This is a genomic window from Pseudomonas sp. MAFF 730105 (assembly GCF_055380705.1).
The window spans coordinates 3,079,229-3,099,895 of sequence record NZ_AP018438.1 but is presented as its reverse complement, the minus strand read 5'-3'; the positions used below and the strand labels follow the sequence as shown (position 1 = coordinate 3,099,895).

Annotated in this window: 16 protein-coding genes; 1 reads left to right on the top strand and 15 read right to left on the bottom strand. The window is 60.9% G+C overall.

The features are described from left to right. Nucleotides 1–22 precede the first annotated feature (22 nt). The 13 genes from PCOSP_RS13685 to PCOSP_RS13625 form a co-directional block, all read right to left on the bottom strand. Nucleotides 23–739 carry a LuxR C-terminal-related transcriptional regulator gene (locus PCOSP_RS13685; RefSeq protein WP_464711934.1) on the bottom strand — a complete coding sequence of 239 codons (717 nt, stop codon included), beginning with the start codon at nucleotides 737–739 and terminating at the stop codon, nucleotides 23–25. A 367-nt stretch (nucleotides 740–1,106) separates the two neighbouring features. Continuing rightward, the gene (locus PCOSP_RS13680; RefSeq protein WP_464711715.1) at nucleotides 1,107–2,501 is read right to left on the bottom strand and encodes a TolC family protein; all 1,395 of its coding nucleotides are present in this window, start codon (nucleotides 2,499–2,501) and stop codon (nucleotides 1,107–1,109) included. A 2-nt stretch (nucleotides 2,502–2,503) separates the two neighbouring features. Next, entirely contained in the window at nucleotides 2,504–3,829 is a 1,326-nt protein-coding gene (locus tag PCOSP_RS13675) for an HlyD family type I secretion periplasmic adaptor subunit (RefSeq protein WP_464711713.1), read from the bottom strand. Further along, nucleotides 3,798–5,582, bottom strand: a complete 1,785-nt coding sequence (locus PCOSP_RS13670; RefSeq protein WP_464711711.1) for a type I secretion system permease/ATPase — start codon at nucleotides 5,580–5,582, stop codon at nucleotides 3,798–3,800. The genes PCOSP_RS13675 and PCOSP_RS13670 overlap by 32 nt, the downstream gene beginning before the upstream one ends. 244 nt (nucleotides 5,583–5,826) lie before the next feature. Further along, entirely contained in the window at nucleotides 5,827–6,345 is a 519-nt protein-coding gene (locus PCOSP_RS13665; protein WP_139649994.1) for a hypothetical protein, read from the bottom strand. Nucleotides 6,346–6,440: 95 nt separating this feature from the next. Then, a complete protein-coding gene (locus PCOSP_RS13660; RefSeq protein ID WP_175362845.1) occupies nucleotides 6,441–7,538 on the bottom strand; it encodes a hypothetical protein in 1,098 nt (365 codons plus the stop codon). A gap of 264 nt (nucleotides 7,539–7,802) precedes the next feature. Beyond that, nucleotides 7,803–8,177: a response regulator gene (locus tag PCOSP_RS13655; protein WP_139650000.1), complete on the bottom strand. Its 375-nt coding sequence runs from the start codon at nucleotides 8,175–8,177 to the stop codon at nucleotides 7,803–7,805. 2 nt (nucleotides 8,178–8,179) lie between these two features. Beyond that, nucleotides 8,180–10,354, bottom strand: a complete 2,175-nt coding sequence (locus tag PCOSP_RS13650) for a PAS domain-containing sensor histidine kinase (protein ID WP_175362846.1) — start codon at nucleotides 10,352–10,354, stop codon at nucleotides 8,180–8,182. A gap of 192 nt (nucleotides 10,355–10,546) precedes the next feature. Beyond that, nucleotides 10,547–11,377, bottom strand: a complete 831-nt coding sequence (locus tag PCOSP_RS13645) for an amidohydrolase family protein (RefSeq protein ID WP_464711708.1) — start codon at nucleotides 11,375–11,377, stop codon at nucleotides 10,547–10,549. Further along, the gene (locus PCOSP_RS13640; RefSeq protein WP_464711706.1) at nucleotides 11,370–12,659 is read right to left on the bottom strand and encodes an MFS transporter; all 1,290 of its coding nucleotides are present in this window, start codon (nucleotides 12,657–12,659) and stop codon (nucleotides 11,370–11,372) included. Before PCOSP_RS13640 ends, PCOSP_RS13645 begins: the two co-directional genes overlap by 8 nt. Nucleotides 12,660–12,792: 133 nt before the next feature. Further along, nucleotides 12,793–13,524 carry a GntR family transcriptional regulator gene (locus tag PCOSP_RS13635; RefSeq protein WP_139650007.1) on the bottom strand — a complete coding sequence of 244 codons (732 nt, stop codon included), beginning with the start codon at nucleotides 13,522–13,524 and terminating at the stop codon, nucleotides 12,793–12,795. A gap of 234 nt (nucleotides 13,525–13,758) precedes the next feature. Beyond that, nucleotides 13,759–14,976, bottom strand: coding sequence for an organoarsenical effux MFS transporter ArsJ (gene arsJ / locus PCOSP_RS13630; RefSeq protein ID WP_464711704.1), 1,218 nt, complete (start codon nucleotides 14,974–14,976; stop codon nucleotides 13,759–13,761). Further along, entirely contained in the window at nucleotides 14,973–15,983 is a 1,011-nt protein-coding gene (locus tag PCOSP_RS13625; protein ID WP_464711702.1) for an ArsJ-associated glyceraldehyde-3-phosphate dehydrogenase, read from the bottom strand. The genes arsJ and PCOSP_RS13625 overlap by 4 nt, the downstream gene beginning before the upstream one ends. Nucleotides 15,984–16,708: 725 nt before the next feature. Here PCOSP_RS13625 and PCOSP_RS13620 point away from each other — a divergent pair. Beyond that, entirely contained in the window at nucleotides 16,709–18,418 is a 1,710-nt protein-coding gene (locus tag PCOSP_RS13620) for an amidase (RefSeq protein ID WP_464711700.1), read from the top strand. Between the two features lie 35 nt (nucleotides 18,419–18,453). Here the strand turns inward: PCOSP_RS13620 and PCOSP_RS13615 are convergent, their stop codons facing one another. Together PCOSP_RS13615 and treA are read right to left on the bottom strand one after the other, a co-directional pair. After that, the gene (locus tag PCOSP_RS13615; protein ID WP_464711698.1) at nucleotides 18,454–18,984 is read right to left on the bottom strand and encodes a DUF488 domain-containing protein; all 531 of its coding nucleotides are present in this window, start codon (nucleotides 18,982–18,984) and stop codon (nucleotides 18,454–18,456) included. Nucleotides 18,985–19,009: 25 nt separating this feature from the next. Beyond that, the gene (gene treA / locus PCOSP_RS13610; RefSeq protein ID WP_464711696.1) at nucleotides 19,010–20,635 is read right to left on the bottom strand and encodes an alpha,alpha-trehalase TreA; all 1,626 of its coding nucleotides are present in this window, start codon (nucleotides 20,633–20,635) and stop codon (nucleotides 19,010–19,012) included. Nucleotides 20,636–20,667 lie beyond the last annotated feature (32 nt).

Genomic DNA, 20,667 nt, shown 5'->3' with positions numbered 1-20,667 from the left:
GAGCCAACACCCGGGGGCTCCCTCAATCCAGTTCCACCCAGGTGGATTCCGGCGGCCCTGCATTGTTGTTGAGCCCATGCTTGAGCGCATACATCAGCAAATCGATGCGGTTGATGAGATTGAGTTTCTGGTAGATGTTGCTGAGATGGTTATGCACCGTGTGCTCGCTGATGCCAAGGCCTTCGGCGATGCTGATGTACTTGGCGGACGGGTCCTCCACGATGGCGCGGATCAGCTCTCTCTCGCGCAACGTCAGCCGTGCCTGTTTTACTTGCTCGGTATTGCATTTCAGCGGGACATGCCCGCTCGCGGCATAACCGCCCAGCCCATCGGCCCAGGCTCGATCCAGTGCGACATCGTGACGGTGGACCTTGACGATGGCCCGGATGATCGACTCCGTCGGGTCTTCTGCCAGTACGATACCCCGTGCCCCCGCTTCTATTGCCTGTGCCGCCGGCACGGCTTCGTACAAGCCCTTGAGCACCAGTACTTTCATTGCGTTGCTGCGAGTGAGTTCCGCGACGACTTCCAGCGGATTCAGGGCATCCGGAAAAAAACTGAAGAAAATGACATGGGGATTCAACTGGTCGGCGAGGTCCAGCGCATGGGTATAGGTAGAAGCCTGGCCGCTCACTTCCATCTGAGGCCTTCTGGCATTGATCAGATCGTGAAGCCCCTTGAGGACCAGGGGCCGACAATCGATCAGCATGACGCGTATCGGCTTTGCGTGGACAGGCATCATCTTCCCGCCCCCCCTGAAAAAACCACAACAGCCAACGGCATTGACGGGGTTGTTGGATATGTCCGCAAGCCGGACAACGTCATCGCCACAAAACATACAGGAATAATTATCAACAACTTACACATGATAATGTGCTCCCTTGAGCCCGTACGCTGAGTCTAGGCCAGCTCAATAGGCTGCCAGCCGTTCATCCGCCCCGGCTTGATGCGGGAAGCCGCGACAATGCTCGGACCAGTCGGGACAAGTCGCATGAAATCAAGGAATTGGAATCGCTGTGAGGGGCTGCCTGCAGGCACTTGGCCTGAGAATATTCGTCAATTAACCGACCAATGGTGCAATAGTTACGAGCACCAAAAGAGTAACGTCAATTTGTCGCCGAATCCGAATGCAAAATGTCGTGCCCAAGTCCGACCGGGCTCAACCATGCATTTACGCTGTCGATACTTTCACCCGGTGCTTTTCCCGCCCATCGATTAAGAGTCAACACGTTGCTGAGGAACTCATATTGGGTCTTGAGCAGGTCACGCCGGGCGCGAAACTCATTGCGCACGCTGGCCAGCACATCGACGGAATTGACCATCCCATAGCTCAGCGCTTTCTCGGCCGCCACTCTCGACAGCCTGGCCGAATCCAGCGCCAGACGGTTTGCGCCGATCTTCTCACCGTTCGAATTGGCGGTCAGGTAGGCATTGGTGATTTCCTTGACCACCCGGCGCCGGATCGCTTCGAGTTCCTGCTCGGCCACAAGTTGGTCTTGATAGAGTCCCCGGACCCGTGCCGACGTCGAGCCGCCGCTGTAGAGCGGTACCTGAAGGCCAATACCGGCGACATAACTGTCGGTGCGCGGCGCCAGGGAGTTGTTGTAGCCCTCGTTGGTCTGTTGTGCGCTCAAGTTCAGGCTCAGGGTCGGGTAATGCCCGCCCTTGCCACTGCGCAACGCCGCGCCTGCTGCTTCAACGCCACTTTCGTTGGCCTTGAGTGCCGGGTTCAGGGCAATACCATCGCGAACCCAGCCCTCCAGGCTCTGCCCCGAGACCTGTAGCTGCACGTCTTCACGAATCCGGTTGAGCCTCTCCTTGACCGGCCGGCCGACAATTTCTGCCAAGGCTTCACGACTGATGCTGGCCTGATTGCGGGCATCCAGTTCCTGCGCCGCGAGCAGATCCACCCTGGCCTTCAAGTCAAGCTGGTCGGTCACCAGCGCCATCTGTTTTTCATACAGCGCGTTCACGCGGTCCAGGCTCCTTTGAGTGGTACGGCGCTCCGCCCTCACCAGCTCCAGTTCATCCTCGGCCGCCAATGCGGTGAAGTAACGCTGTGCCAACTCCACCGTCGCCTCGGCCTGCTCGTCCAGCGCCTGGGATTCGGACTGTTTCGCCAGGCTTTTGAACTTCTGGTAGTTCTCCCAAGCGGCCTTGTTATAAAGATACTGACGCAGCACCAGCCCATAGCTTTCACTGTCGAAGCTGCGCTGCACCAGATCGCTTTCCTGATGGATGCGGTTCGACCCGGCATTGAACGACAGCTGCGGCAGCAGCGCGCCCATGGCCTCGCTCTGATGTTCCTGCCCCGCCTGCGCTCGCGCATGGGATGCGACAATCTGTGGATCCTCCAGCCGCGCCTCGCGATACAACTGCGAAAGGTCAGTGGAAAACGTCGAGGCGTTGACCCCGGTCGACGTCGCCGTATCGGTTTGCGCCAGGACAGCGCCCGCAGCAAGCATGAATACTCCGCCCAGCAGAACTGCCGACGCGCCCATGGCTACTCCTCGATCATGGATTGAGACATGACATCACGGGCCGGTTGCATCAGGTACTGCAGCAGCGTGCGTTGCCCGGTAATGATCAACACGTCCGCTGGCATTCCCGGTACCAACTTGCGCTCACCCAAAGTCCGCGCACCGTCCTCGGTCACCCGGACCCGCGCCAGGTAATACGCAGCGCCGGTCTTTTCGTTGGTCAGCCGGTCGGCCGAGACACTGCTCACTTCGCCTTCGATCACTGGCGTGGTGGAGCTCTTGAACGCGCCGAAACGGATATCGGCTCGCTTGCCAATGCCAATCCGGTCGATGTCCACCGGTGCCACCTGTGCCTCTATGACCAGCTCGGACACAGAGGGAACAATGTCCAGCAACGGCGTCGCCGCGCGCACGACACCGCCAATGGTATGTACGGTCATGCCGATCACCATGCCCGCGTCAGGCGCTCGAATGACAATCCGATCGAGCCGGTCTTGCAGGGACGAGGCTTTCTCCTGCAGGTCGTACAGCCGGGTCTGGACTTCGGCCAGTTGCTTGGCGACGTCGGCATTGAAATCCTTGTCGACTTGTAGAATCTGCAGCTGTGTTTCGTTGATCTGCAGACGCGTCTTGTCGATGGTCGAACGGTGATCGGCGACCTCCGTCCTCAGCAGCGCCAGCTTGCGCTCCTGCTCGAGCAAGCGCTGTTTGTCGACGAATCCTTGCTTGAGCAGGTCAGTCAGCTCACCAATTTCATCGCTGTAGGATTTCTCCAGGCGGACCTTGGCATCGACCATGGACTGCAACCCCCTGACCTGCTGACTCAACTGCCCCACGCGCTCGCGCAGCACCGCGACCTGCCCCAGCCGTGAGCCCTGCCGGGCGTTGAATATCTGGGCTTCACCCTGGCGAGCCTGCGCGCCACGCAAATCGGCAGGGTCGATGGCGTCTTCGAAGCCGATTTCCGGCAGCCTGTCGCGCTCGGCCCGGAGCCGTGCCGCCATGGCTCCGGCGGCGGTCAGTTGGCTTCGGGTCATCTCATACTCGAAGCGCAGCTGGGCATCGTCCAGGATGATCAACGGATCATCACGCTTGACGATGTCACCGTCATGGGCCAACAGCGTCTTGACGATACCGCCTTCCAGGTGTTGAACGGTCTTGCGGTAGGCCTGCACCGTGACCACCCCTGGCGCGTAGGCGGCACCGTCGAGCGGTGCCACAGCCGCCCAGGTCCCGAACAGGCCGAAGGTCAGCCCCACTATGCCCACGCCCAGGCGGCGAATGCTACGGTCGGATGTCGGCAGGTCAGCGAAGCTTTCAATTGGCCGATTGGGCATCTTGCGGTTCATCGGTACCACCCCTGCCGGTCTCCACCACAGCCATGCTGGCGCCTGTCGGCACGGCGTGCTTTTGTACCCGCTGTTGCTGCGCGTTGAGTTCAGCCAGTACGTCCTCGCGTGGCCCATAGAGACTGATGGCTCCGGCGTTCAGCACCATGAGCCGGTCGAGCTGCGCGACGATGTTGGTTCGGTGGGTAATGATGAACACCGTCGCGCCGGTCTGCTTGAGCTGCTGGATTGCCGCCGCCAGGGCACGCTCACCCACGTCATCGAGATTGGAGTTGGGTTCGTCCAGGATGATCAGCCGTGGACTGCCATACAGGGCGCGGGCCAGCCCGATGCGCTGGCGCTGCCCGGCCGACAACATCACGCCCTCGCTGCCGATCACGGTGTCGTAGCCATCGGGCAGTTGCAAAATCATGTCGTGCACGCCGGCGGTCTTGGCAGCCAGGATGACTTGCGCCGAGTCGAGCTCGGCGAAGCGGGCAATGTTCTCGCCGACGGAGCCTTCGAACAGTTCGATGTCCTGAGGCAGGTAGCCGATGTAGGGACCAAGTTCATGTTTGTCCCAGGCGCCGATGTCCGCCCCATCCAGCCTGACCACGCCATGCAGAGGAGTCCAGATTCCCATCAACGCCCTGGCCAGGGTCGACTTGCCCGCCGCGCTGGGACCGATGATGCCCACCACGCAGCCGGCCGGCACGCTGAAGCTGATGTTTCTGATGATCGGGACTTTCGAGCCGGGTGCGGCGATTACCAGATTCTCCACCTGCATGTCGCCCCGGGGCGGGGACAAGGACATGCGCTCGAGTTGCGCCTGTTGCCTGAGCAGGATGTCGTTCAGGCGAACATACTGCGAACGGGCCGCAATGAAGCCCTTCCAGCTGCCGATGATCAGGTCGATGGGGGCCAGGGCACGCCCCAGCAACACGGAGCCGGCGAACACCAGGCCAGCACTCACTTCATGGTTCACCGCCAGGTAGGCCCCCAGCCCCAACACCAGCGATTGCACCAGAAGCCGGAACGTTCGTGAAAGCGTACTGACAATGGCGCCCCTGTCACTCGCCAGCGATTGCAGCAGCAAGACGTTTTTCTGCCGATGCCCCCAACGATCCATCAGGGTTTCCAGCATGCCCATGGACTCGATGACTTCGGCGTTGCGCAGGTTCTTCGTGGTGTAGAGCGTTGCGCCGATGTGCTCCTTGTTGGCCTGGGCCAGAACAGGGCCCGTCAGCTTCTCGTTGAGGAACGCCAAGGCCAGCAACAGCAGCGCACTGCCGGTCGCGACCCAGCCAAACCAAGGGTGGAACAGGAACATCACGGCGATGTAGATCGGCAGCCAGGGTGCATCGAAGAAGGCGAACAGACCGTTACCGGTGAGAAACTGCCTCAACCCCGTCAAATCATTGAGCGGCTGGGCAGAAGCGTCCATGCCACCGCTTTCCAGAGCCCGCTTGAAACTGGCTTTATAGACCTGGCGGCTGAGCAGCACATCCAGGCGGGTGCTCACTCTGACCATGACGCGCGAGCGAATCCATTCCAGGGCGCCCAAGGTCACCACCAGCCCGATGAGGATCAGCGTCAGCATCGCCAGGGTCGTGATGCTTCCACTGGTCATCACGCGCCCATACACCTGGAGCATGTAGAAAGTCGGCACGAGCATGAGGGCGTTGATGAAAAAGCTGAAGAAACCGACAGCGATAAAACTGTCTCTACAGGCCTTCAATGCTTTCTTCAGACTGTTTTCAGGTGCGCTTCGCATTGAAACCCCCTGCTCGAAAAACCCTCCTCTGGAGCTTAGATCATGCCTGGGAACGGCGTGTAGCAAATGGCTAGACATTTTCGGCCAGGTGCCATTGGAAGGCGGCCATCCGCGAGCACATGGCGCCTATGCCGACCGTCGCCGCGAATCTGGTTCTTCATTCGCTGCGCGAGGGTGACGTCCTGGAACGCTCGCACGCCAAGGCGGAGCTCGCCAGCATCCACCTCGCACAGGGAACACCGCCCTACTTCAACTCCACCAACCGGAGCGCCTGCGACCCGTCCAGCGACAGGTGAATGGTGGCCGCCCGGCTAGGAAAATTCGGCGCATCGTCGTCGGTATTCTCCATAACCGGAATATCGATCAACGTCTGCTCACCTGTCGGATCACTGACCAGTTTGGCATCCAGCTTGTCGATCGAACGCCAGCTGTCACCACCAATGCGCATTACGTCGAGCAAGTTGTAGCGTTGCTTGCCCTCTTCGTTCTCTTCAGGGTTGAAAACCGCCAGGTATTGGCTGTAATTGTTGCCCATGCCAAAACCTTCAATGGTGAACACCGCAAGCGTTACTTCGCTGTCCTCCCCAGTATCCAGCGTCTGCACCAGCGTCGCTTCAGGGTAGCCGGTGGCGTAGCTGTCCTTGAGGAGTGCCACCAGATGCCCGACCTGTTCCTCCAAAGGCTTTGGAAGGGACTTCGGCTCGGCGGCGTGAGTCAGGGTACAGGCGAGGAACAGACTGGCAGTCAGCAGGTGCAATTTCATGGAGGAGAAAGTCCGGGATACGGGAGGTGAGCGCGGATATTAGCGCATCGACAGCAGGATTGATTAGCCCCGCATTACCCACAGGAGACTATTATTCAACTCGTCGACGCCGGTACAAACACCGTTTCACGCCCTTTGCGGCCATCGGTCACGATACGATTCACCAGTTCATCCTGGATATGAGCATACTCAGATAAAGAAAGTCGCAGGCGAGCTGCGTTGATCACCTGCGAGAAGATTCGCGTGCCGTTCAGCAGTACTTCCATGGTAATCAGGGTGCTGATCAGTGTTCCGGGGATGCAGTCTGCCTTGACGCTGTAGGTCAGGGGCCGCTTGCCATCGAATTGCTGGAGCACCATTTCGATGGCTGCCATTTCACTGTTGGCTCCGTGACTGCCCGCGACCAGATTGCTGGGCTCTTCCCTGCCACCGAGACCATGGCCGCGCAGATGAAGCCATTCCTGATCGTCACGGACGGCATAGCGCGATGCCGACAGCGACCCACTTTCGATCAATTCCACTGCCCTCCTTGCGTCTTCAACAGTGACGCTGCTCAAGGGGGGCAGCAGGCCGAACGCCGTACCGTTAGCGACGGCAACGAAAAACTTCGCCATGACGCTGCCTTGGGACTTGCGCTTATCGGCATTGCGGCCGGTGCCCACCAGCGCTTGTTCCAGCGACATATTACTGTAGCCCGACTCATCAACCGCCCATTGGCGATGGTTCCAGTCGGCGGCGATCTGGTGCATCGAAGGCTGCTCGCGCTCAAGCCGCATCGTCATGTGGAAGCCGCCCCCTTTGCGCTTCGCCCTGAAGATCTTGCGCCAATGGTAAAGGCTGGAGTGAGGTCGATTTCTCATCAAATACCAACCACGCCCCTTTGAATCAACAAGCCGGCCGAGTGCACCGGTTCCGCCGGGGGTTGGATTGAAATTGAACGGCGGGGTCACCCCTTCCGGCGGATCCATCTCGCCCAGCCCTTCGATTCGAACCTTACCGATGGCAATTTTCGGCGTGACGCGTGCGACATGTTTGATCGTTGCGCTGCTCGGTGGAGAGGCGCTTGGTAGAGAGGCTGAAGCGTCGTCCAGTAACGTATTGCAATAAGGGCAGTACATGAACAGGTCGCTGACCGGGTAGTGGCACTTCTTGCAATTGGACACGGCGCTCACCTCCTTGGATGCGTTGAACAAGGCTAGCACCGGAGTCGACTCCCAGCAGATCAATCAGAAGAAAATAGCGGCGTTGTCCAAATGCGCTCAGCGGGCGACGCATTCTGCGTTGAGGGAAGCTGCCCGGGAGGCGCTGGGTCAGTTTGCATGGGTATTAAATGTGCCACCGTCATCGCGAGCAGGCTCGCTCCCGCAGGTTTTGTGATGAGTCCGATTTTCCTGGAAACCTCGAATAACGTGGGAGCGAGCCTGCTCGCAATGGCGCTGGGTCATTGCGCAGGAGTATCACGTCGACGCCCGATGCCTCAACGCCTGGGTCATCCGCTGCAGCAATTCGCTTTCCGAAAACGGCTTATGCAAAACCGGGTACCCGGCGAATTCGCCTGGCACTCCGCTGGCGCCGTATCCGGTGCTGAACAAGAACGGGATGCCGCGATCGCGCAGGATTTCGGCCACCGGAAAAACCCGTTCGCCGGCCAGGTTGACGTCCAGAATGGCCAGATCGATGTGCGCCGCGCTGGCCTCGTCCCGCGCCGTCGCGAGCCGGGCGACCGAGGCCACGATTTCGCAGCCCAGGTCCTCCAGCATTTCCTCAATCAACATGGCAATCGCGCCTTCGTCCTCGACCACGAGCACCCTGACTCCAGCGAACGGAGGCATGCCTAGGCTCCGATCAGAAAGGAGAAGCGGCAGTAAACGCCCTCCGGGGCGAAGGTCAGGTCGAACTGGCCGCCCAAATCGCGCTCGATGCAGCGCTTCATCAACCGCGAGCCCAGCCCTTCCCGCTCCGGCCGGGCCACGGGCGGTCCGCCCTGCTCCCGCCAATCCAGGGTCAACAAGGTGCCGTTTGGTTGGGGTTGCAGGTCCCAGGTCACCGAAAGCGAGCCTGTCTCGACGGACATCGAGCCATATTTCAGCGCGTTGATCGCCAGTTCATTGAGGGTCATCGTGAAGTTGAGCGCCACCCGGGTGCCGACGTCGATGGTCGCACCCTCGATCGTGATGCGGTCGGGCTCGAGCCCGAAGACCGGCATCAGCACTTCCTTGGCCAGGGCGTCCAGAGGCGTATTTTCCCAGTGCCGCTTCGTCAACAGGTCATGGGCCCGCGACAGCGCCAGCAGCCGTGCTTCGAAGCGACGGTAGCCGTCTTTTGCATCCTCCGCGTTGCGCGCGGTCTGGGCGGCCAGGGATTGCACCGTGGCCAGGGTGTTCTTGACCCGGTGATTGAGCTCGTCGATCAACGTCTTCTGCCGGTTCTCTGCCTGCTTTCGCTCGGTAATGTCCACCAGCATATTGATCGCGCCCACGAGGTTGCCATCGGCATCATGCAGGGGCGTGGGATAGGGATTGAACGGCACACGGGAGCCATCCGGGCGTTGGGCGATGGCCTCGGCCCCGCGAATCGCACGGTTCTCCTTCAACGCCACGGCCATGGGGCATTGGTCGTGGGGAAGCGGACTTCCGTCGGTATTGAACAGTTTCCAGGTCACGCACCACATGTCACCCAGTTCGGGCGTGCGCCCGGACAATTCCACAGCCGCGCGATTGTAGAATGTGATACGGCCTTCGGCGTCGGTGGTATAGACCGCTGCGGGCAGAGCTTCGAGCACATTGCGCAGCTGCCGCTCGCTCTCGCGAACCTGGTTTTCCATGCGCTGCGCGAGGGTGACGTCCTGCAATACCCGCACGCCATAGCGGAACTCGCCGCCCGCATCGCGTACCGACGAACTGTGTATGTCGAGGTAGACAATCTCGCCATCGAGCTTGAACGCGCGCTTGCGCAGCACGTAATTGTCCAGTTCACCGGCAACCTGGCGAGCGTACAGGGCGGCGTCCTGCCCGACACTGTCCGGGTGGGTATAGTCCAGGAATGTCATCGCCAGCAGCTGTTCGCGAGTGCGGCCCAGCATACGGCAGAGGGCATCGTTTACCCGCAACAGCCGACCGTCCTCGTCGGCCTCGGCAATCCCGATGGTCGCCGCCTCGTAGGTGGCCGAAAGCCTGTCATCGCTCTCCTGGCGCGCCGCCTCGGCGGCATGAACACACGTCATGTCGATGGTGAAACAGCGGGTGTTGAAGAGTTTCCCCTCCTCGAACCGCCCATTGGAAGTAATCGAAACATGCTTGATGGAGCCATCCTTGGCCCGCAAGCGCGCCGGATAGCTCTCCAGGCAATCACCGCTGCCCAGTTTATTGAGAATGTCGCCAATGACCGGCTCATCGACATGAAACTCGGTGATAGGGCGGCCGATGTATTCCTCTTCCGAGTAACCCAGCAGGGCCAGTTCGGCCTTGTTGGCGCGCAGGATGATGCCCTCGCCACTGACGATATGCAGGCCCACGGCGCTGTTATCGAAGAAATCTTCAAGGTCGGCGCTCTTGCGCCGAAGCTCCTCAGCCATGGCGTGCTGTGCAGAGATGTCCTGGAAGCAATTGATCGCCCCTTGGATGACGCCACGCCGGTCTCTCAGGGCCCGGATGTTCATGAGTGCCACAAACCGCGACCCGTCCGGGCGCTGGATGACGATTTCCTGGTTGCGCGTCACCTCACCGGTACTGAGCGCCGAGGCCGTCGGGCAGTCCTCAAACGCCAGCGGCGTACCGTCGCTCAAGAACAACCGATGGGAACCGCAGAAGCGATCACCGTTCACGCCGAGCTCCGGCTTGCGCCCCCACAGTTCAGCCGCCTCACTGTTGTACCTGACGAGCCAACCCTCGCGGTCGCACAGGTACACCGCACCGGGAATGGCCTCGAGCGCGTTTACCCCCATCGAGACCAGGCTTTCGTACTCGCTCGGCACCAGCGCTTCCCTGGGAAGTTCTTCAACGTTTGACATCAGTGATCCTCAATCCACCTGGCTAAGCGCCCTTGCTGTCCATCGCCCCATGCGTATGCCCGTGTCGGCGGTGCCGGCTCGAATAACGCACTCTGAAGTCAGGTGGGGGGATCTTGCATACAGCGACAATGGAGTCTAGATCCCTATTCGTCGTACGAGTTCAGATTGACTGGATACCCCCGTCCCGGGAGGTCAAAAACCGAACAGCTCTTGAGGCGTTTGCAGCATCAGCGCTTGCATCAGCGATGCCGAACAGTCCAATGCCCGCAACTGCGCCATCACCGTCTCGAACCCAACGCTGTGTTCATGTTGCGTATGCGGCCAGTCACTGCCCCATACCAGCCGTTGCGGGCCGAAGCTGCGCTCGAGCAAGGCCAACGAGGCTCGGGCAAATTCGAGGTTCTGTTGATCCGTCCCCGCCAATCGGTAAATACCGGATACCTTCATCCAGACTTGTCCGCTCAAGCCCAGCTCCAGCAATTCGGTAAAACCCGGTTGGTCGATACCCAGGCGCGAATCCGGCCGACCGAAGTGATCCACCACCAGCCTGATGCCAAACGGCATCAGTTGACGGACCAGCCCCTGCAAGTCCGCCAGGTTGCGGTGCAACTCGACATGCCAATCCAGCGCAGCCAGATGGCCGAAAAAATCCTGCCAGGCTGCGTCACGAAAATCAGGCAGGTCCTTGCCCATCAGATTCAAGCGAACACCGACCACACCCAGTCGGGCCATGTCATCCATCACGGCACGGCTGATACCTGGCTCCAGCACCACAACCCCGCGCAACTGCTGCGGAGCCTGCTGGAGCGCGGCCAGCAGATAGCGGTTATCGGTGCCAAGAAAGCTGGGTTGCACCAGGACGCCATGGCTCAGGCCATGGGCTTGCAAGTGCTGCAGGTATTGGTCAAGCGTCGCGTCATAGTCAGGTGTGTAGCGTCGTTCGACGGTCAGCTCCAGCCCACGACTGAACACGTGGGCATGGGAATCGATGCCGGTGATTGGCGTAGCAAAGGTGTCAGGCATGGGCGCTCTCGTTACCGTCGACCGTGGCGTTTGCCGATGCAGTGGAGGCTTGAAGGTTGCGCCCGCGGGTTTCCGGAAGACACAGCGCCGCGAGCACCGCCACGCCGTAGGCTATCCCGGCGTCGATGCCGATGGCTGAGCCCAGGGACATGGAGTCGCTCATGTGGCCGACCAGGAAGGGAAAGACCGCCGAGAGTACCCGGCCGAAGTTGTAGCAGAACCCCACGCCAGCGCCACGCACATCCGCCGGGTACAACTCGTTGAACAGCGCCCCGAGGCTCGCCGGAATGCCGGCGGCGAAGAAACCGAGCGGGAACCCCAGGAACAGCATCTGGGTGTTGCTCAACGGCAGGAACACATAGCACTGCACGGTCACGACACAGCACAGCGCGAACAGCACGATGTTCTTGCGACGGCCAATGCGATCGATCAACAAGCCGCTGACCACGCAGCCACACCAGAAGGCAAAGATGATGACGGCCAGGTAACCGCCGGAATTGAGTACCGACAGGTTGCGTTCGGTCTTGAGGAAGGTCGGCAGCCAGGTCATCACCGCGTGATAACCACCGTGTGCGCCCAGCCCCAGCAACCCACCAAACAGCGTCACGCGGATCAGTTCAGGACGAAAGATGCCAGCCAGGGATTTGAAGAAGCTCTGCGGGATGGCCTGTTCTTTTTGCAGGCGCTGGAAACTGTCCGGCTCCTCGACGTTACGCCGGACCCAAATGATCAGGAACGACGGCAGCAGGCCGACGATGAACATTACCCGCCAAGCCATGTCCTGGGGTACGAACGAGTAGATCAGCGTGAAGACACCGACCGCCAGGCCCCAACCCACCGCCCAGGCGCTTTGTACCGTGCCCATGACCTTCCCGCGGTACTTGGGATTGATGGTTTCGGCCATCAGCACCGCACCGGCGGCCCACTCGCCACCAATTCCGAATCCCTGCAGCGCCTTGACGATCAGCAACTGGTGAAAGCCGGTGACGAACGCGGACAGAAAGGTGAAGAATGAGAACCACAAAATCATCCATTGCAGCGTGCGCACCCGGCCGTAGCGGTCCGACAACGTGCCGCCGACCCAGCCGCCGAGAGCCGAGGTCACCAGGGTCGCCCCACTGATCAGCCCCGCATCGCCCTTGGACAAGGCAAATGCCGCGATCAGCGCCGGTATCGCCAGGCCAAACATCTGTACTTCCAGCGCGTCGAGCGACCATCCGCCGAAACAGGCCCAAAACGTTTTGCGCTCCCGCGCAGTGACTTGGCGATACCAACTGAACATGATTTTTATCCTTATAAGCAGAACGAAAGGCAGCCGAGAGCGAACCGCGCCGCTACAGGGCCAGTGATGGCAAACACAACAGTAAAAGCCGCGGCGAACGACTCGCCGCCGGGTGACCGCTAATCCGCCACGGTCAACGAATTTCCACGCTGTAGCGGAAATGCTCGGCATGCCCGCGGGAGCGTCGCCACTCCAGCGGGTTGCCGGCGTAGTCCCGCGCCAGACGCTCGATCACCACGACCGGGCTGTTGACCGGCACTTGCAGCAACCGGGCGTGAACGTCATTCACCGATTCGGCGGTGAGGGTTTCTTCGGCATAGGCGACAACCTGACCGCAGGTTTCTTCGTAGATGGGATAAAGCAGCGGCCCTTTCTGGCTCAGGTCGATGTCGAGCAGCGGTTGAAAGCGACTACGCGGCAACCAGATTTCTTCGGCGAGCACCGGCTCGACCTCCAGCAGCCGTACACGAACGATGCGGATCACCGGTGCGTCGACGGGCAATCCCAACGCCTGCGCCACCGCCGACGGCGCAGCCACCGGCTCGATGGACAAGATGCGGCTCTCCGGGACCCGACGTTCGCCCGACGCGCTTTGAAACCGGAAGAAGCGGAACAACGAAGACTGGAACTGAGGACGGCGAATAAAGGTACCGCGCCCCTGCTGACGCTCCAGAACGCCCTCGCTGACCAACGCATCGATCGCCTTGCGCACGGTACCGGTAGACAACTGATACTCCGCCGAAAGGGCTGCCTCGGTGGGAATCGCTTCTCCCGGACGCCAGCGATTATTGGCAATCTGTTCAGCCAACTGGTCTCGCAGGCGTTGATAAAGCGGCAGGCGGACATCACTAGAGAGGGCTTTCATCGACTTTATTCACCTTGTTATCTAGTCATATATATGAATATGCGCCGAGTATTTGCCCAGGCAGCGAGGTTGTCAAGAATGGCCTTGGTATATGGCTGACGATGGCGTGCTTCGAGTGGCCCCGGATACTGATCGGAGAAGCTTGATGAGCGGCGACTGACTGAACTTCACACCTTGGCCATGCTGCCGGGCGTGGCCGTGTTTTCTGTGCTGGAAGGCCGACCGCGTCCTTGATCAATATCCCGCGTGACGAGGCAATGCCATGGAAATGAGGGCGGCGAGGAGGACAAAGCCGCTGGAAATCCACAGACATGCTTCCAGTCCATGGATTTGGTAGACCCAACCGGAAAGCAGCGTACCGATCAATCGGCCCATGGCGTTGGACATGTAATAAAAGCCCACGTCCAGTGATACGCCGTCCTCCTTGGCATAGGACACGATCAGATAGCTGTGCAAGGAGGAATTCACCGCGAACAATGCACCAAACACTGCCAGTCCGCCGAGCAGCACCATCGGTTGCGACAGCCCGGTGCCCAGGCCCAGCGCAATAGTCATCGGCACGCCAGCCAGTGCCAGCGCCCAGAGGAACGCGCCACGGCCGTCCGGTACATGCCCCCGTTTTTTGCCAGTGATGTAGGGCGCCAACGATTGCACGAGGCCGTAGCCGATCACCCAGGCGGCGAGGAAACCGCCGACCTTCCAGAAGTCCCAGGCAAAGACGCTGCTCAGGTAGACCGGCAAGGCCACCACGAACCAGACGTCGCGGGCACCGAACAAGAACAGCCGCGCCGCCGACAGGATATTGATCGCGCGGCTCTTGGACAGCAGGTCGCGGAACTTGGGCTTGGCTTTTGCCTTGCCCAGGTCCCTTTTCAGCAGAATCAGGCTACCGATCCAGATCAGCGCCAATGCACTGGCCATCGCCAGCAGCGCGCCCCTGAACCCCATCGACGCCAGCAAGGCCCCGCCGAGGAAAAAACCAACGCCCTTGAGGGCATTTTTCGAGCCGGTGAGCATCGCCACCCACCGGTAGAGCGTGCCCTGCTGCTCGTTGGGGACCAGAAGCTTGAGGGTGCTTTTGGCACTCATCTTGTTCAGGTCCTTGGCGATCCCGGACAAAGCCTGGGCTGCCATGACCCAGGGAACGGTCAGCCACACTGCCGGCACCGTCAACATGAGCAATGCCACGACCTGCATGCCCAGGCCGATGTTCATGGTGCGGTTCAAACCCAGCCGGGCACCGAGATAGCCGCCCACCAGGTTGGTGATGACGCCGAAGAGTTCATAGAACAGGAACAACGCAGCGATTTGCAGCGGGCTGTAGCCCAACGCGTGAAAGTGCAGCACCACCAACATGCGCAAGGCACCGTCAGTGAGGGTGAACGCCCAGTAGTTACCCGTGACGAGCAGGTATTGCCGCACTTCTGGAGCGAGGGCCGCCAGTGACTTCATGAATGCCCGGCCAGACCAGCCATCCGCGCCAGCTCGACGGTGCGGTTGGCATAGCCCCACTCATTGTCGTACCAGGCGTAGAGCTTGACCTGGGTACCGTTGATGACCAGAGTCGACAGCGCATCGATGATGGATGAGCGCGGGTCGGTCCGGTAGTCGATGGACACCAGCGGCCGCTCTTCGAAACCGAGGATGCCTTTCAACTCGTTCTCGGCCGCGTCCTTGAGCCATTGATTCACCTCTTCGACCGTAGTGGCTCGCTCGACCTCGAAGACGCAATCGGTCAGCGAAGCATTTGCCAGTGGCACCCGCACGGCGTGACCGTTCAGGCGCCCGCGCAACTCGGGGAAGATTTCCGCGATGGCGGTGGCCGAGCCAGTACTGGTCGGGATCAGGCTCAGGCCCGAGGCACGGGCACGGCGCAGGTCCTTGTGGGGTTGATCGAGCAGGCTCTGGGTGTTCGTCAGGTCATGGATGGTGGTGATCGAGCCGTGGCGGATGCCGAGCTTTTCGTGGATGACCTTGACCACCGGGGCCAGGCAGTTGGTGGTGCAGGAGGCGGCGGTGACGATGGGATGTTCAGCGGGTTTGAACAGGTGGTGATTGACCCCCATGACGATGTTCAGCGCGCCCTTTTCCTTCACCGGCGCGCTGACCACCACCCGCTTCACGCCTTGATCGAGGTAGGCCTGAAGCACCGCGACGGTCTTCATCTTGCCACTGGCCTCGATCACCAGATCGCAGCCTGACCAGTCGGTGTCGGCAATGGTCTTGTGGGCCATCACCTTGATCCGCTTGCCCTCGATGACGATTTCATCGCCGTCTGCATCGGCCTGGTGGTTCCAGCGGCCGTGCACGGAATCGAAGTTCAACAGGTGCGCATGGGTGGCCGCGTCACCGGCCGGGTCGTTGACCTGCACAAACTCGAACTCGGGCCAATGCCAGGCGGCCCGCAGTGCGAGACGACCAATCCGGCCAAAACCATTGATTCCCACTTTGATCGTCATGTTGTTCGAATCCATATGCGAAAAATCGAATATATGTTTTCCCGTATGTAATGGGAAGCCCCCGTACCGGTATTACGGGGGCAAATTGGAAGAGCGGTGGATCAGGTCGTTCAATGTTGGATGTGCCGCCGCCATCGCGAGCAGGCTCGCTCCCACAGGGGCCTGTGTCGCACGAAAGTAATGCATACACCGCAGCTCCAATGTGGGAGCGAGCCTGCTCGCGATGGCGGTGGCTCGGCTTGCATCCATGTCGAATGTACCACCGCCATCGCGGGCAAGCTCGGCTCCCACAGGGGCCTGTGTCGCACATAAGCAATGCATGCACCGCCGATCCAATGTGGGAGCGAGCCTGCTCGCGATGGCGGTGGCTCGGCTTGCATCCATGTCGAATGTACCACCGCCATCGCGGGCAAGCTCGGCTCCCACAGGGGCCTGTGTCGCACATAAGCAATGCATGCACCGCCGATCCAATGTGGGAGCGAGCCTGCTCGCGATGGCGGTGATTCGGCTTGCATCCATCTCGAATGTACCACCGCCTTCGCGGGCAAGCCCGGCTCCCACAGGGGCCTGTGTTGCGTGAAAGTAATGCATGCACCGCAGCTTCAATGTGGGAGCGAGCCTGCTCGCGATGACGGTGGTAAAGTGCACGGCAATCGAATGAGAATCCACTTTGAGAGAGCCAGGGTGTACAACCCCCATCTCTCGTCATCCGCAGCGATAACAGCATGATCGAAATCACTGAAGTTTCCATTGCCCAGTTGCGCGCCGCGCTCGAATCTGGACAGACGACAGCGGTAGAGCTGGTCCAAGCCTACCTCGCCAGGATCGAGGCCTACGACGGGCCGGACACGCCAACCGCCCTGAACGCGGTCGTGGTGCGAAACCCCGAGGCGTTGAACGAGGCACAGGCATCCGATGCCCGTCGGGCCCAGGGCAAGACGCTGGGACCGCTCGATGGCATTCCCTACACCGCCAAGGACAGCTACCTGGTGAAAGGCCTCACAGCCGCCTCCGGAAGCCCTGCCTTCAAGGACCTGATTGCCTATCGCGATGCCTTCACCATCGAGCGGTTGCGTGGTGCAGGGGCGATATGCCTGGGCAAGACCAATATGCCGCCCATGGCCAACGGCGGCATGCAGCGTGGCGTCTACGGCCGCGCCGAGAGCCCGTACAACGGCGACTACCTCACCGCACCCTTTGCATCAGGTTCATCCAACGGCGCCGGAACGGCAACGGCGGCCAGTTTCGCCGCATTCGGCCTGGCCGAAGAAACCTGGTCCAGCGGACGCGGCCCGGCCTCGAACAATGGCTTGTGTGCCTACACGCCTTCGCGTGGTGTGATCTCGGTGCGCGGCAACTGGCCGCTGACGCCAACGATGGACGTGGTCGTGCCTTACGCACGGACCATGGCCGATCTGCTGGAAGTGCTGGATGTGGTGGTCGCACAGGACCCGGATACCCGGGGCGACCTATGGCGCCTGCAACCCTGGGTGCCCATTCCGAGCGTCGATGCCGTGCGACCCGCGTCCTACCCCGCGCTCGCCGCCGCTCCCGAGGCGCTGGCAGGTATCCGCTTCGGCGTTCCCCGCATGTACATCAATGCCGATCCCGACGCCGGCACGGCCGAAGCCCCGGGCATCGGCGGTCCGACCGGGCAACGCATCATCACCCGGGCTTCAGTGATCGCCCTCTGGGAAGAAGCACGCAAGGCCCTGGAAGCCTGCGGTGCCGAAGTGATCGAAGTGGATTTCCCGCTGGTGTCCAATTGCGAGGGTGACCGCCCCGGCGCACCGACGGTGTTTACCCGTGGCCTGGTTTCCAAGGCGTTCCTCCACCACGAACTGTGGGACCTGTCGGCCTGGGCGTTCGATGATTTCCTGCGGGCCAACGGTGATCCGAAACTCAATCGCCTGGCCGACGTGAACGGCCCGCTGATCTTCCCCCACGACCCGGGCACCCTGCCCAACCGCGAGGACGATCTGGCCGCCGGCATGGACGAATACGTGAAAATGGCCGAACGCGGCATCACGCCCTGGGACCAGATTCCCACGTTGCCGGACGGTCTGAGGGGGCTGGAAAAGACCCGGCAGATCGACCTGGAAGATTGGATGCAGCAGCTTGGACTCGATGCGGTGATTTTCCCCACCGTCGCCGATGTCGGGCCGGCAGACGCCGACGTCAACCCGGTCTCTGCGGATATCGCCTGGAGCAACGGCGTCTGGGTCGCCAATGGCAACCTCGCCATCCGCCATCTGGGCGTACCTACCGTCACCGTGCCGATGGGCGTCATGGCAGACATCGGCATGCCTGTCGGCTTGACGTTTGCCGGTCGTGCCTATGACGACTCGAACCTGCTGCGCCTGGCCTCGGCATTCGAGTCAACCGGCTCGAAACGGCGGGTACCGCCGCGCACGCCGCCGTTGTCGACTCGCTGAAACCAAAGGGTGGTGGAGCGTTGTCCACCACCCCGCTACGCCGATGCGGGGTACGTCAGCTTGAGCCCGTGCGCCTTTGCGGCAGGATTCAATATCGCCCTGCTCGATTTATCCTTGTCCATGATGTGGATGACTTCGACGTCGCGAAGCAACAGATAGTCGGCGACGATCCTTCGATGGCAGCGCCACCAGACCGCTTCCGCGCACATGATGACGCACCGGTGGGTTTCACCGAGCGCCAGCAGCCGGTTCAGACCGTCCTCGAACGCCTCCGAGAGCGCATAGTCGGCGTAATTGTGAAAACTTCGATTGGTCCAGAACGCGTTGGTCTCTTCAGGGACGGTGCTTGACTTCTTTCGCAGCCCTCCCAGCTCCACGATCTGCTCATGGTTGATTCCAAGCCGGGCCAACTGCCCAGGCAAGGTATCCAAGTTGTATTGGGGATTCCTCCGGGATCGCGGAACCGTTCGCACATCGACCACGGTGTCGATCCCAAAGCTCCCGATGGTTTCCACGAACTGTTCGAGGGTCCTGGTCGAATGACCTATCGTGTAAACATTGTTCATGACGAAGACCCTCGAAACAGCACGGTCAATGGCTGCCGGAGTCGGCGCTTACGCCATATTTCTCCAACAACTTCAGCGTGACACCATTGGTCCAGCCGAAGCCATCCTGCAACTCATATTCGCCCCCGCCACCGCCCTGCCCCGCGCCGGATACGTCGTATTTCTCCACCAGCTTGTCTTCGTCGCGATAGAGATTCTGCACCTGTGCCAGGAAGCGCGTACCAATCTGCTCCGCCAGCGCGGTCTGCTGGTAACGATTCAAACCATCCACCGCCACCCATTGCAGCGGTGCCCAGCCATTGGGCTCGTCCCACTGCTGGCCGTTGCTGACCTGGGTGGTCGCGATGCCACCCGGACGCAGCAAGCCTGAACGTACCGCATCGGCAGTACGACCAGCGCGCTCGGCCGAGGCCAGACCGGTATATAGCGGAAACAGCGTCGCAGCGGTCAAGTTGGGGCGTTGCTGCTTCAGTTGCCAATCGTAGTCCACGTAATAGCCGCCATCGGCCTTCCACAAATGCTGCTCGATGGCCCGTTGGCGCAGGTCGGCGCGCTGGCCATAGGTCTGGACGCAGGGCATGTTCTGGACAGTCCCGCAGGCCTTGGCGATGGTGCGCTCCAGGTGATACATCAGGCTATTCAGGTCCACCGGCACGATGGCGGTGGTCCGTATCGTCGTCAGGTTCTTGCCGTCGCCCAGCCAGCGGGAGCTGAAGTCCCAGCCACTTTCGGCGCCGGCACGCAGGTCTCGCCAGACCTCCTGTTTCGGCCTGTCCGGCGTCTGTTCGGCGGTCTTGACATCCTGCAACCACGACTCCTGCCGTGGCGTCGGACTGGCATCCCAGTAGCGATTGAGCACGCTGCCATCGCCCAGTTTGACCACGTGTTGGGCTGCCGCGCCGGGCTTGAGCGTCTGCGCGCCAGCCATCCAGTAGGCATACTCCTTTTGCAGTTGTGGCAGGTATCGACTGTAGGCCTGGTCCCCCTCGATGTGCGCCTGCAACTCCACCATGTAGGCAAAGAACGGCGGCTGGGAGCGGCTCAGGTAGTACGTGCGATTGCCATTGGGGATATGGCCGTAGGTATCGATCATGTAGGCGAAGTTGTCGACCATCTGCCGCACCCGGGCCTTGTCGCCACTTTGCTCCAGACCGAGCATGGTGAAGTAGGAATCCCAGTAATACATCTCGCGAAAACGCCCGCCCGGAACCACATAGGGTTGGGGCAAGGGCAACAGGCTGCTGTACTGAGGCACTTCCCTGTAGGTTCGGCTCAGCACCGGCCAGAGATTGTCGATGTGCTCCCGAATCGGCGCGCCGGGCTTGGGTGCCGGGCTTTCGGCTTGACCGGACTCGGTGAAATTGGCCTTCACGAAAGCCTTGAGATCGAAGCCGGGGCTTTCACGGCGGGCCAGGTAATCGGCACGGATCTGCGCCGGGTCGCGGTTCGGCAGTGCGTCCACGAAGTGTTTCTGGTCGGTAAACACCTGGCCGCGTTGCACCGCTTCAAACAGCTCCGGGTAGGCCTGGTCAGGTGGCGAGTTGGCCCGTCCCTGGGCATCGGCGTAGCTCCATGTTGCCGGCGGTTGACTGGAACAGGCCGCGCAAAGCACGACGGCGAAGGACAGGCTGGTGAAATGCAAAGGTCGCATCAGTGGACTCCCTGTTGTCGTTCCTGGACAAA